The following is a 13,010-nucleotide window of genomic DNA, read 5'->3' on the forward strand; positions in this document are numbered from 1 at the left end:
AGCGCAGCGCGCGGCCGGCGGTGACGCTGGCGGCCATCGCCGGTCTTCGGAGAAGGTTCGGGTTGCGAAACCTGGAACCGAACCGGAGACGACGATGACCGACGATAGAATGACCCTGATGGAGCTGGTGGAGAAGTCCGCCGACGAGGATCTCGTCCGCGACATGCTCGCCTATGCCGCCGAGCGGCTGATGGAGATGGAGGTCGAGGCTGCGACGGGCGCGCCAAAAGGAACGCGCACACCGGCGCGCACCACGCAGCGCAATGGATACCGCGAGAGAGGCTGGGAGACCCGCGCCGGCCGGATCGACCTGGCGATCCCGAAGCTGCGCAAGGGCAGCTACTTCCCGAGCTTTCTCGAACCGCGCAGGACGGCGGAGAAGGCCCTCGTGGCCGTCATCCAGGAAGCCTATGTGCACGGCGTCTCGACGCGCGCCGTGGACGATCTGGTGCGTGCCATGGGCGGGAGTGGCGTGTCTAAGAGCCAGGTGAGTCGGCTCTGCGCCGAGATCGACGAGCGCGTGCTGGCATTCCTCACCCGGCCTCTCGAGGGCGCCTGGCCCTATCTCTGGCTCGATGCAACCTACATCCGGGTGCGCGAGAACGGCCGGATCATCAGCCGTGCCGTAATAATCGCGGTGGCGGTCAACGGGGACGGCCGACGCGAGGTGCTCGGCGTCGCCACCGGCCCCTCCGAGGCGGAGACGTTCTGGACTGGCTTCCTGCGCTCTCTCGCCGATCGCGGCCTGCGCGGCGTGAAGCTCGTCGTGGCCGACGATCACAAGGGGCTCAGGGCCGCAGCCCGCCGAGTGTTCGATGCGACCCACCAACGGTGTCGCGTGCACTGGCTCAGAAACGCGCTCGCCCATGCCCCGGCCAAGAGCCGCACCGCCGTGGCCGCAATGCTCAAGACGATCTTCGCCCAGGAGACCAAGGCCGAGGCGGAGACCCAGTGGGACGCCATCGCCGACGCCCTCCGTGAGAAGAATGACCGGCTCGGCGCCATGATGGACGCCTCCCGCGACGACGTGCTCGCCTACATGGACTTCCCCAGGGAGCACTGGGCGCAGATCAGCTCGACCAACCCGCTTGAGCGCGTCAACAAGGAGATCAAGCGCCGTTCCAATGTCGTCGGGATCTTTCCGAACGACGCGGCCATCATCCGTCTGGTCGGCGCGCTGATGATCGAAACCAACGACGAGTGGGCCGTCGCGCGCCGTTACATGGGGCTGGAGTCGCTGGCCCGCATCACCGATACTCACAACGTCAGACTGCCCGCCGTGGCGACCTGACCAACTCGAGCCTCTCCGAAGGCCGGCCCTCTTACACCACGCCGCGGGGCACTACCCGAACTCTGGCGCCGGTTACGGGCTGATGGATTTCAAGGTAGTCTCCGGGTCGTCGGCGAGTGGGCGACACGCCAGCGCCGCGCCGAACAAGCGGTGCCGTCCGGAATAAGAAAGTCGCCACCTGCCCGAAGGATTGCGCGGCTCCTGACCATGGGACGGGATCATCTGAACCGTGCCGATGCAATCCAGGTCGCGCGGATCGAAGCGGCGCTACCAGCGCTGGCAACAGCCCGGGAACTGACCGACCGTTTCACTGACATGGTGCGAAACGCCCGTGAGAATGCCTTGGCCGCCTGGCTGGACGAAGCCGAGGAGAGCATGCTCTCATCATTCGCCCGTGGCCTTCGTAGCGACCAGGCCGCAGTTGCCGCCGCGTTGCGGGAACCTTGGTCGAACGGGCAGACCGAGGGTCAGATCAATCGCCTGAAGACCCTGAAACGCCAGATGTATGGTCGCGCGAATATCGACCTGCTCAAGGCTCGGCTTGTCGCGGCATCATAGTTGAAAAGGTACATCAACTTTGAGTCAGAGCCAATTTTGGATGCTGATTGACATGATGACAGCGCTTTCGATGTTGAGGGCTGGTTGATGGGCAAGATTGCGGCCCGATTTGCCCGGCAGGAGAATGCTGGCTTTTTCAAGGGCAGCGGCAGCGGCGAACCTTTCGGGATGCTGACTTACGGAACCACGCCGGATGAGAGTTTTGCGTGGGGTTCCGACCCTTCGGCGTATGAAATCGGCGCGATCTACACGGGCGCAGATGGCGCGATGGGCTCGACCGCTGTTGAAACGATCGGCGACGTGGTGGACAGCCTGAAGGCGGAATATTTGCCGGGTGCAGCATGGATGATGCCGCGCGCGGAGCGCAATCTTGTCCGCGACCTGAAGGACAGTCAAAGCCGGTTCTACTTTCAACCGTCGCTTTCTGAGGGCGTGCCCGATCGGCTGTTGGGCTATCCGGTTTTCTTGGCCGAGGACATGGATACGCCTGCGGCTGATACGGTCGCGATGCTTTTCGGCAACTTTGCCGAGGCTTACACGGTCGTTGATCGCACCGGGATGCAGGTCATTCGTGACCCGTTCACGTCGCCGGGCAATGTGAAATTTTACGTTTCCAAGCGCGTGGGCGGGGCGCTGACGAACCCGGAGGCAGTCAAGGCGCTCGTTCTGGGTTCCAATCCTTCCTAAGAACCCTTGCCGCAGGGGGTTTGCCACGATGGCAGCGATTTGCGGCTGCGGATAAGCCAGGAGTGCCGCCTGCAAAAAAAAACCGGCAGCGTTGCAGCCCCGCTCCTGGGGGCGGGTGGCGCAGGGGCGGGCCTTCGGGCCTGCCCTTTTTCATGGCAAAAGGGTGCGCGATGATAAACCCGGATCTTCACCTTTGGCGGTTTGTGCTCGTGTCGGGTTTGCGTGACGCAGCAAGAGGGCGCGAGACCGATTGGCCGGGCACGCCAGACTTCGAGATGGTTTGCCAGTTGGCGCAGGTGGACCCGGCAGCGGTGTTGCAAGCTTATCGAAGTGGCAGAATGACCGCACGGAGACCAAAAGGGGGCGATTCCGGCACTGGTGACAAGCACGCTGCTGCGGCGTGACAAATCGGGTGACACGCCCAAAAACCACCCTAGATCACGCCTTCTGGCGCGGGTGTATCTAGTTGATAACTTGGGGTTTTGTGGCTCCGGCGGTAGGGATCGAACCTACGACCAATTGATTAACAGTCAACTGCTCTACCGCTGAGCTACGCCGGAACACAGGGGCGCTATAGCAACGCGGTTCAGGAGCGTCCAGAGGCATTTGTCGTTTTTTTGTCGTCTTTGCGGACCAAGGCGAAGACGGCGTCATCTTGAAGTTCCGGTGCGGCACATATGGCCCCGCGTTTGTGCAGATCCACAAGATGCGCTAAGGTGTTGCGTTGCGCGGCGGGGATCAGGACAGAGGCGAGATCGCCATAGACCCTTTCGGTCAGGCGCGCGAGGTCACCAGGTCCCTCGGCCAGCGCTGCCAGCAGCGCAGCCTCGCGGGCACGCCTGTGAGCGACCAGTTCCGCGATCCGTTCCGCTGGGCGGCGGACCGGCGCACCATGCCCCGGATAGAGGACGCGCGGGGCGCGCGCATGGAGGCGCACGCAGGACGCCATGAAATCTGTCATGTCGCCGTCAGGTGGCGAGACGAGCGAACTGGACCATCCCATCACAAGATCGCCGGAGAAGACGGCGTCCTGCCAGGCGAAGACCATGTGGTTGCCCATGTGGCCCGGCGTCCAATGTGCGGTCAGGGTCCATCCATCGCCGACCGTTTCGGCCCCATCGGACAGGGCGCGGTCCGGCCGGAATCCGGTATCGACGCCTTCGCCCCCGCTAAGCAGGCCGCGCGCCACCAGTGCCAGCATCACGTCGCTGCGCCCGGCGCCCGCATCGCCATAGGCCAGAACAGGCGCACCGGTGTGCGCCGAGAGCGTGCGGGCGAGCGGCGCATGGTCGATATGTGCATGGGTGACGAAGATGTGGCTGACATGCCTGTGCGGACCCAAAGCGCCGAGGATCGCGTCCAGATGCGCGGGGTCGTCAGGCCCCGGGTCGATCACCGCCACCCCGCGGGTGCCCAGCAGGTAGGTGTTCGTGCCACGCCATGTCATCGGACCGGGATTGGGCGCAAGAACGCGTTGCAGCTCAGGCGCGATCTGGTCGGGCTTGCCCGGCACAGGGTTGAAATCCTCTGCATGCATTTCCCGCTTTCCCCCCGTCAGGCGACGTGATCTGCTATACCCATGCTGGGGTTGCTACTCAAACGCTGGATGCCGCACAGCCTGTATGGGCGAGCCGCGCTGATCCTAATTCTTCCGGTGCTGACGCTGCAACTCGTGGTGTCGGTGGTTTTCATCCAGCGCCATTTCGAGGGGGTTACCGCGCAGATGACCCGCAATGTCCTGATCGAGACCCAGTTCCTTGTCGGTCAGTTGAATGCAGCCGAAACGGCGCAACAAGCGCAAGACGTGGGCCGGGGGCTTGGCGGGGCGCTTCAGATCGGGGTCACCGACCCGATTGAGGGTGCGGAAGGCGACCGGCGACGGTTCTACGACCTGTCTGGCCGTGTGGTGGTCGATGTGCTGCGCGGACGGCTGCCGGGGCTGATGCGCGTGGACCTTGTGACCAATCACCGCCAGGTGCGGCTGACGGTGGACACGGTGCACGGGCCGGTCGAATTGCGCCTGCAACGCAGCCGGGTGTCGGCGTCGAACCCGCACCAACTTCTGGTGCTGATGATCTTTACCGGTATTCTGATGACGATGATCTCCTTCGTGTTCCTGCGCAACCAGCTTCGGCCGATCCGCCGACTGGCGCGGGCTGCGGATGCGTTCGGAAAGGGTCGGCAGGTGCCCTATCACGTGGCCGGGGCGATGGAGGTGCGGCAGGCGGGGGCCGCGTTCCTCGACATGCGCGCACGCATCGAGAGACAGATCGAACAGCGCACGCTGATGCTGTCCGGTATCAGCCACGACCTGCGCACCCCGCTGACGCGGCTCAAGCTCGCGCTGTCGATGATGGACGAGACTGAGGACACGGAGGCGATGCTGCGCGATGTGCGCGACATGCAGCGGCTGGTGGACGAGTTCCTAAATTTCGCGCGGGGAGATGCGCTGGACGATGCTGTGCCGACGGACCTGACAGCGCTGGTGCGGCGCACGATCGAGGATACCGCCAGATCGGGCCACCGGATCGAGCTGGAAACTGCAGTGGAGACCGGGATGATCGATCTGCGGCCGCTGGCTGTCACCCGCGCTCTGGAAAATCTTCTGGGAAACGCCGTGCGCTACGGCACCTGCGCCTGCGTGCGGCTTGAGCAACTGCCCGGCGCGGTGCGGATCAGGGTCGAGGATGACGGGCCCGGGATCCCGGAGGCGCGGCGCGAAGATGCGTTGAAGCCATTTATGCGGCTTGATCCGGCGCGCAACCAGAACAGCACAACCGGGGTCGGGCTAGGGCTGGCCATCGCCGCCGATATCGCCCGCAAGCATGGCGGACGGCTTCAACTTGGGCAGAGCACCCGCCTTGGCGGACTCTGCGCCGATCTGGTTCTTGCGATCTGAATCGATGCCGTAGACTCAGCCGGTCCAGCTGCGGGTCGGACCGCAATCCATGTGCACGAAGTTGGAACGGTAGTACTTGCCGACACCCCCGGCGGAGCAAGCCTGCGCGGCGGCCGCCATCTGTTTCACGCTGCGGCTCTTGAGGCGCAGGTCGGCCGCCTGGCCTTTCATGTGCAGCGAATTGCGCGCTGCCCCGCCGGAACGGCTGCGCAGCATCGCATTCGTGTGTGGCGTGCGGTAGCCCGACAGAAGAAGGTAGGGTTCGTCCACGTCCATAAGAGCGTGCGAGGCCGCCATGATATCGATGGTGCGGGTGTCGATCGGGCGGGTGGCGTTATCCCGCCAGTCGCGCATGAAGTGCGAGATTTCTTCAAGTGCGGGTTTCACGTATTTCCCGTCCACCCAGTAGATCATATCAATGGATTCGCCGGTCCGCCCGGAATACATCCGGATGCGCCGAACATCGCCGCCGCCTCTTAGGAAACCGAATAGTCCTGCTTGGGCCGGAGCCGCCGTGACCGCTGTTGCTGCGAATGCCGCAAGAACGCCGCGCCTTGTCAGGCGGGAGGAACCCGCCGGGCTGGAAAAAGTCATGCCTGTACTGCCTCGTCTTTTCGCCGCATTTCGCAGCCGTTTTAAGAAGCATCCCACAAACGGGCTTGTGACACAAGATTTACCAAGCTCCAACCGGGTTGCAGCGGTGACGCCTTTCTACCCTGCCGTGATCGGCGGCTTCTTGCCGATTTGGCGGGCGGGTGATTGTTTCTTCAGCGTTGCGGGAAGGTGACAGGGCCGCTTGGCCGCAGGTAAGGGAAGTGTTTGTGATTGGTGGGGCAGGGTGGACCTTGCATACTGCATGCATGTTTGAGGGAAGGATTTGGCAATGATGCAGGCACTCGCAGGGCGGTTTCGGGCCGCGCTCCTTGTCGGCGCGGCGCTTGGGGCGGTCATGTCCGTCACAGGCGCGGCGGCGCAATCGGCCGATGCGCTCAGGCAATCCATCGCGGCTGAGGTCTCTGGGGATGCGATCTTACGCGAGTTCTACGCCGCCCGCAACTATGCGCCGATCTGGGTCGGCGGCACGTCGGGCGAACGGCGCCGCACCGATGCGTTCCTTGCGGCGCTGCGCGATGCAGGGGATCACGCTTTGCCGGTGGCCAGCTATCGCGGCGACGAACTTGCCCGGGCCGTGCGGTCGGCCTCCGGTGTGGCGCAGCGCGCCAAGCTGGAAGCAGCGCTCTCGCGGGCATTCGCCGACTATGCCCGTGACGTGCAATCCGGCATACTTGAACCCTCGCGCGTGACGTCCGAAATCGACCGCGCCGCGCCGCGCCGCGGGCAGGTCGGCACGCTCGATGCTTTCGTGAAATCGTCGCCGGCGGCCTTCCTGCGCTCGTTGCCGCCGCGATCGGACCAATACGCGCAACTGATGACCGAAAAGACCCGACTGGAGAAAGTGATCGGCGCGGGTGGCTGGGGACAGAAGGTCACCGGCGGTACGTTGAAACTCGGCCAGTCGTCGGCTCAGGTGCCTGTATTGCGCGCGCGGCTCGCACGTCTTGGTTACGGACGGGGCGGCAGTTCCACGGCGTTCGACGCAGACCTGCAGCAGGAGGTCGCCCGCTACCAGCGCGATCACGGGCTGGCACCCGATGGGGTCGTCGGCCCCGGCACAATGGCCGAGTTGAACAAGACCGCGGCGGAGCGCCTGTCGCAGGTTGTCGTTGCAATGGAACGCGAACGCTGGATGAACTACCCCTTGGGCAAGCGGCATGTCTGGGTCAACATCCCCGACTTCCATGCCCGCCTGATCGAAAACGGTCGCGTGACCTTCGAAACACGGTCGGTGGTCGGCCAGAACCGGCGCACCCACCGCACGCCCGAGTTTTCGGACGTGATGGAGTTCATGGTCATCAACCCGACCTGGAACGTGCCGCATTCGATCACTACGCGGGAATACCTGCCGATGCTGCAGCAAAACCCGAACGCCGTGTCGCACCTGCAACTGCTGGACCGTAATGGGAACCGCGTGTCGCGCGGCTCGGTGGATTTCGCCAGCTACAGCGCGTCGAACTTCCCTTACCGGCTGAAGGAACCGCCCAATGACGGCAACGCGCTGGGTCTGGTGAAGTTCATGTTCCCGAACACCCACAACATCTACCTGCACGACACGCCTCACAAGTCGCTGTTCGCGCGCGGGCAAAGGGCCTACAGCCACGGGTGCATTCGGCTGGCGGACCCGTTCGACTTCGCCTACGCGCTGCTGCGCGGGCAGACCTCGAACCCCGAAGCTCTGTTCAAACAGCGTCTGGCCACCGGTCGCGAGAACGTCCTGCGACTCGAGAATCCGCCACGCGTGCATCTCGTCTATCGCACGGCCATCGCGCAGCCGCGCGGCCCGGCGCAGTACCGGCCCGACATCTACGGGCGGGACGCTCTGGTCTTCTCGGCGCTTACCAAGGCCGGGGTTTCGCTTCGCGCCGTCGGGGGCTAAACCGGCCCCAGGATCATCATCCACGGAGCAGGCATGCGTATCCCCCTTTCCAATGTGGCCGAGGCTCTTTCGGCACGGCTGGACGGCAACCCCGAGATCGAGATCACGGGCGCGGCCGAACCGGCCCGTTGCGGAGCGGACCAGCTTGCGCTGGCGATGAGCCCGAAATACGCCGAGGGACTGCCCCAAGGGCTGGCTCGCGCGGCGATCCTGTACGAAGGGGCGGACCGGGCGACCTACGGGCTTGAGACCGCTCTGTTCGTGACCCGGCCGCGGCTGGCGATGGCGCATCTGTCGCGGCTCTTCGATCCCGGTCCCGAGATTGCGCCAGGTATCCACCCCACCGCCGTGATCGATCCTTCGGCCGAGATCGGGCCGGACGCCAGCATCGGGCCTCTGGTCGTGATCGGCTCAGGGGTCCGCATCGGGGCGCGCGCGCGCATCGCGTCCCATGTCAGCATTGCCGAAGGCACGCGGATCGGCGCCGACGTTCTGATCCATTCGGGTGCGCGGATCTCGGGCGGCGCGCAGATCGGCGACCGGGTGATCCTGCATCCCAACTGCACCATCGGTGCCGACGGCTTCGCCTTCGTGACCGAACGCCCGTCCTCTGTGGAACGGGTCCGCGACGGGCTTCTGGACCAGATCGAGCCAGACCCGCAGGAATGGACGCGCCTCCATTCGCTCGGAAGCGTGGAGATCGGCGACGACGTGGAGGTCGGTGCGTGCAGCAGCATCGACCGCGGAACGATCCGGGCCACTGTCATCGGCCGCGGCACGAAAATCGACAACCATGTCCAGATTGGCCACAATGTCACGGTCGGCGAGGATTGCATGATCTGTTCGATGGCAGGGATCGCCGGATCGAGCCGCCTGGGTGACCGCGTCGTGCTTGCCGGCAAGGTCGGCGTGAACGACAACATATTCATCGGCGATGACGTGCTGGCGGGGGGCGCAGCCAAGATCTTCACCAACGTGCCGGCAGGCCGCGTGGTGCTTGGAAATCCGGCCGTGAAGATGAGCACGAACCTTGAGACCTACAAGGCCCTGCGCCGTCTGCCGCGGCTGCTGCGGGATGTCGCCGCGCTCAAGAAAGCGGTTCCCAAGCCGGGCCAGAATGACTAAATCGCCGAAGCGATCGGCGGGAGAAGCAAGATGAACGTGAAGGACAGGGTAACCCGGATCATCGCGGAACAGGCGGTGATGGACGTAGCCGAGGTCACGCCGGACAAGACGCTGGACGACCTCGGGATCGACAGCCTCGGCCTGGTGGAGAGCATCTTCGCCATCGAGGAGGAGTTCGATATCCAGGTTCCCTTCAACGCGAACAATCCCGAAGACAGCGATTTCGACATTTCGAGTGTCGCGGCCATCATCGCCGCGGTCGAAGGGCTGGTGGCGCAGCAATCCGCATGAAGCGTGTCGTCATCACCGGGCAGGGCACGGTCAACGCCCTTGGCGGCACTGTTCCCGAAACGCTGGAGGCGATGCGCGAAGGACGCTGCGGGATCGGGCCGCTCGATATCCGCGATGTGGACCGGCTGGCGATCCGCATCGGCGGGCAGGTGCTGGGCTATGATCCGGAAGCGCATTTCAACCGCCAACAGATCGCGCTCTACGACCGGTTCACGCAGTTCACGCTGATCGCAGCCGCCGAGGCGATCGGTCAGTCCGGGCTCAGCTTCGCGGGCGATCTTGCGGCGCAAAGCGGGGTCGTGCTGGGCACTGCCGGCGGCGGGATGCAAACCTCGGACGAGAACTACCGCTCGGTCTATGAGGACGGCAAGAACCGGGTCCATCCCTTCGTCGTGCCCAAGCTGATGAACAACGCCGCCTGCAGCCATGTCTGCATGAACTACAATCTCAAGGGACCCAGTTTCACGGTCGCCACCGCCTGCGCGTCCTCCAACCACGCGATGGGGCAGGCGTTTCACATGATCCGGGGCGGCGCGGCCACGGTCATGGTGACCGGTGGGTCCGAATCCATGCTGTGCTTTGGCGGGGTGAAGGCATGGGAGGGGCTGCGCGTGATGTCGCGCGATGCGTGTCGCCCGTTTTCGGCCAACCGCAACGGCATGGTGCAGGGCGAGGGCGCTGCGATCTTCGTCTTCGAGGAATATGAACACGCCCGCGCTCGAGGCGCGGAGATCCTGGCGGAGGTGATCGGTTTCGCAATGACGTCCGATGCGGCCGATATCGTGATGCCGTCCAAGCAAGGGGCGGCGCGCGCGATCAAGGGGGCGGTGCAGGATGCGCGCGTTTCGCTGTCCGATGTGGGCTATATCAATGCGCACGGCACCGGAACCGCCGCCAACGACAAGACCGAATGCGCCGCCGTGGCGGATGTGTTCGGACCCCATGCCGACAGCCTGATGATCTCGTCCACCAAGTCGATGCATGGCCACGTGATCGGCGGCACCGGCGCGATCGAACTGCTGGCCTGCATCATGGCGCTGCGGGATGGGGTGATCGCACCGACCATCGGCTACGAGGAGCCGGACCCGGAATGTGCGCTCGACGTGGTGCCGAACACCGCCCGCGAGGCGGATGTCAGCGTCGTGCTGTCCAATGCCTTCGCCTTCGGCGGACTCAACGCCGTCCTGGCGCTGCGACGGATCTGATCCCGCCGCAGCGCGCAGCGGTCAGGGCAGGCTCAGCATCGTGTAGGCAGCGGTGAACCCGGCCAGCGAAACGGTCAATTCCACCGGTGTGTCGGGGGCAGCGGCGGGAAAGATCGTCAGCACCGCCGTCGAGCCTGCCTTAAGGGCCTCGACCTCGCCCGGGCGAAGGCCGATCTGCGCCACACAACCCTGCCGCGTACACAGCTGGAACGGGTAGCTGCGCGCCTCGCCACCATCGACCGACATGCGCAGCCCGCGCGGGAGCAGCGTTTCAAGCGGTGTGATCACTGTTGCTCCGGCCTCAACTTCGGTCTGGCCGACAGTGAAGAGGTTGATTTCTGCAGTCGGGTTGCCGTCCGCGCTGGTCAGAAGCTGGTTCATCTCGCAAGGGTCCTGGCGCTCATCCTCGGCCCGAACGCAGCGCACACTCCAGTCCTCGAAGGTGCCAAGATTGTAGGGCTGACCAAGTTGCGCGTCGGCCCGGCTGGGGGCGACCTGCGGCTGTCCGCCCTGCTGCGCGACGGAAAGCCCGGGCGCAAGCGCGGCGGCGATGCCGAAGAAAACAGCAGTAATCAACTTTGGGTGGTTTTTTGTCACAGACATGCTGCCTTTCTGCCTATTTTCGCGGCGGGATACGGACGGGCGGCCTGCGCGGCCCGCTCCTGGCCGACATTAAAAAAGGGCCCTTAAGGACCCTTTTTCGTTATATTTTTTTCTCCCTGTCGGACTGGCCGACGTCTTGTGATCGTCACGCTACGGCGACTCGTCGCACCCGTCAACAGGGTTTTCCGGCGGTTTCCAAGAGGGATCGAAAAAAGGCCGCACCCGAGGGCACGGCCAGTCCAACAGGGAGGGAACACCACAAGGCCAAAACGGCCATGCGACAGACCGACCGTAGGGCCAAGGGGTTAACAATCCGTGGCAGCGGCGCTCGCCGCCGGTGCGTCAGCCGCGCGACGCCGCGCCGACAGGCGAAATCTTCAGCCGCGTTATCCTGTTGTTTTCGCGGGCCATGACCTCGAACCGGAAGCCATGGAAGATGAACACCTGGCCGACCCGCGGGATCATCTGTGCCTCGTGGATCACGAAGCCCGCAATCGTGTTCGCAGCCTCGTCCGGCAACGTCCAGTCGCGTGCGCGGTTCAGATCGCGGATCGTCATGGCACCGTCGACAAGGTACTTCCCATCACCTGTCTTAACGATCATGTGATCGGCGCCGGTGTCGAATTCGTCCGTGATCTCGCCGACGATCTCTTCGAGAATGTCCTCCAGGGTGATCAAGCCTTGCAGATCGCCGTATTCGTCCACCACCAGCGCGAAATGCGTGTGCCGCTTCAGAAACTGGCGCATCTGGTCGTCCAGCGTCGTGGTTTCCGGCACGAAATAGGGTTTGCGCGCCACCGACATGATGTCGAATTCCAACAGGCCCGCATCGCCGCCCTCGATCCGGTCATGCACGGCGCGCAGAAGGTCCTTGGCATGGATCACGCCGATGATGTTTTCGGGATCGTCCTTATAGACAGGAAGGCGGGTGTGCGGTGATTGCAGCGCTTGCGCCACCACGTCCGGCGCCGGTGTATCCGCGTCGATCATCTCGATGCTGGACCGGTGGCGCATGATCTCCTCCACCGTGCGGTCGCCGAGGTCGAGCGCACCGAGAAGGCGATCCCGGTCCTCTTTCTCGAATACGCCCTCGGAATGGCCGAGCGTCAGCGTTCCCACGATCTCTTCGCGGATCGACAGAACGTTGCGGGTCGGGTCCACGGGCACCCCGACAAGGCCCAGCACCCCGCGCACGATAATCCGCACCACAGCGACAGGCGGCGCCATTGTACGCACAACGAGGCTGATCAGCGGCGCGGCCAGCGTCGCGGCCTTCTCGGAATTGGAAATGGCGTAGGTTTTCGGAAGAACCTCGGCGAAGACCAGCACCAGCACGGTCATCACGAGCGTCGCTGCCGCAACGCCGCTTTCGCCCAGCGTGCGTGTGAAAAGCGCGGTGGCAAGTGACGTGGCGAGGATGTTGGCGATGTTGTTGCCCAGCAGGATCGACCCAATCAGCCGCTCGCTGTCCTCGGTCAGCTTCAGCGCGAGCCCGGCCCCGCGCGAGCCGTCGTCGGACATGCTGCGCAGCTTGCCGCGCGAGGCCGCGGTCAGCGCCGTCTCGGAGCCTGAGAACAAGGCCGAGCAGATCAGCAGCAGGAAAATCGCTGAAGCGGTCACCCAGAAGGCCGCGTCGAAGGCAGTGCCGGTGTCCATCACTCATATCCCTGTTTCAACCAAATCTGCCGCTGTTATGGGGGTGCCGTCCCGCGCCCGCAAGGGAGCCGCGGGCCTGCCTGCGCGGGCGGCACTTGCCCGCGGTGTGGTCAGATCATTCACTGGCCCGGATGCCGTTTTCTGGCCGCGCAAGAAATGCACGGTTTCCGCACGGTTATGGGTCATTTTCTTGCATTTTGC

Annotated in this window: 11 protein-coding genes, 1 tRNA gene and 2 pseudogenes; 9 read left to right on the plus strand and 5 right to left on the minus strand. The window is 64.3% G+C overall.

From position 1 onward, the window contains the following. The first annotated feature begins 94 nt into the window (after nt 1–94). The 3 genes and pseudogenes from DKT77_RS00040 to DKT77_RS00050 form a co-directional block, all read left to right on the plus strand. Entirely contained in the window at nt 95–1,291 is a 1,197-nt protein-coding gene (locus DKT77_RS00040) for an IS256 family transposase (protein WP_109809696.1), read from the plus strand. A gap of 57 nt (nt 1,292–1,348) precedes the next feature. After that, nucleotides 1,349–1,849: pseudogene (locus tag DKT77_RS00045) on the plus strand (ISL3 family transposase); the annotation flags it as partial. A 66-nt stretch (nt 1,850–1,915) separates the two neighbouring features. Continuing rightward, nucleotides 1,916–2,536, plus strand: a pseudogene (locus DKT77_RS00050) (phage major capsid protein); the annotation flags it as partial. A 485-nt stretch (nt 2,537–3,021) separates the two neighbouring features. On the opposite strand, the gene DKT77_RS00055 reads toward DKT77_RS00050, so the two are convergent. Together DKT77_RS00055 and DKT77_RS00060 are read right to left on the minus strand one after the other, a co-directional pair. Beyond that, a tRNA-Asn gene (locus DKT77_RS00055) sits at nt 3,022–3,096 on the minus strand. 26 nt (nt 3,097–3,122) lie between these two features. Next, nucleotides 3,123–4,073 carry an MBL fold metallo-hydrolase gene (locus DKT77_RS00060; protein WP_109809698.1) on the minus strand — a complete coding sequence of 317 codons (951 nt, stop codon included), beginning with the start codon at nt 4,071–4,073 and terminating at the stop codon, nt 3,123–3,125. Between the two features lie 42 nt (nt 4,074–4,115). On the opposite strand from DKT77_RS00060, the gene DKT77_RS00065 reads away from it, so the two are divergent. Continuing rightward, the gene (locus DKT77_RS00065; protein ID WP_109809699.1) at nt 4,116–5,435 is read left to right on the plus strand and encodes an ATP-binding protein; all 1,320 of its coding nucleotides are present in this window, start codon (nt 4,116–4,118) and stop codon (nt 5,433–5,435) included. Between the two features lie 15 nt (nt 5,436–5,450). Here DKT77_RS00065 and mepK read toward each other — a convergent pair whose 3' ends face one another. Continuing rightward, nucleotides 5,451–6,029 carry a peptidoglycan L,D-endopeptidase MepK gene (mepK, locus tag DKT77_RS00070; protein ID WP_109809700.1) on the minus strand — a complete coding sequence of 193 codons (579 nt, stop codon included), beginning with the start codon at nt 6,027–6,029 and terminating at the stop codon, nt 5,451–5,453. Between mepK and DKT77_RS20775 the strand changes: the two genes are divergently transcribed. The 5 genes from DKT77_RS20775 (at nt 5,950) to DKT77_RS00090 (ending at nt 10,550) form a co-directional block, all read left to right on the plus strand. Next, nucleotides 5,950–6,222, plus strand: a complete 273-nt coding sequence (locus tag DKT77_RS20775) for a hypothetical protein (RefSeq protein ID WP_238547583.1) — start codon at nt 5,950–5,952, stop codon at nt 6,220–6,222. The genes mepK and DKT77_RS20775 overlap by 80 nt on opposite strands. 96 nt (nt 6,223–6,318) lie before the next feature. Further along, on the plus strand, nt 6,319–7,929 hold the full coding sequence (locus DKT77_RS00075; RefSeq protein WP_238547577.1) for a L,D-transpeptidase family protein: 1,611 nt from the start codon (nt 6,319–6,321) through the stop codon (nt 7,927–7,929). 33 nt (nt 7,930–7,962) lie between these two features. Continuing rightward, on the plus strand, nt 7,963–9,054 hold the full coding sequence (locus DKT77_RS00080) for a UDP-3-O-(3-hydroxymyristoyl)glucosamine N-acyltransferase (RefSeq protein WP_109809701.1): 1,092 nt from the start codon (nt 7,963–7,965) through the stop codon (nt 9,052–9,054). A gap of 30 nt (nt 9,055–9,084) precedes the next feature. After that, entirely contained in the window at nt 9,085–9,345 is a 261-nt protein-coding gene (locus tag DKT77_RS00085) for an acyl carrier protein (RefSeq protein ID WP_109809702.1), read from the plus strand. Further along, nucleotides 9,342–10,550 (plus strand): beta-ketoacyl-[acyl-carrier-protein] synthase family protein, encoded by a 1,209-nt coding sequence (locus DKT77_RS00090; RefSeq protein ID WP_109809703.1) that lies wholly within the window; start codon nt 9,342–9,344, stop codon nt 10,548–10,550. Before DKT77_RS00085 ends, DKT77_RS00090 begins: the two co-directional genes overlap by 4 nt. Before the next feature lie 21 nt (nt 10,551–10,571). On the opposite strand, the gene DKT77_RS00095 is transcribed toward DKT77_RS00090, so the two are convergent. Both DKT77_RS00095 and DKT77_RS00100 read right to left on the minus strand, forming a co-directional pair. Beyond that, a complete protein-coding gene (locus tag DKT77_RS00095) occupies nt 10,572–11,153 on the minus strand; it encodes an invasion associated locus B family protein (protein WP_109809704.1) in 582 nt (193 codons plus the stop codon). A 342-nt stretch (nt 11,154–11,495) separates the two neighbouring features. Then, entirely contained in the window at nt 11,496–12,809 is a 1,314-nt protein-coding gene (locus DKT77_RS00100; RefSeq protein ID WP_109809705.1) for an HlyC/CorC family transporter, read from the minus strand. Between the last annotated feature and the right edge of the window lie 201 nt (nt 12,810–13,010).

This window comes from Meridianimarinicoccus roseus (assembly GCF_003172915.1).
In the GTDB taxonomy this organism is placed as follows: Bacteria; Pseudomonadota; Alphaproteobacteria; order Rhodobacterales; family Rhodobacteraceae; genus Meridianimarinicoccus; species Meridianimarinicoccus roseus.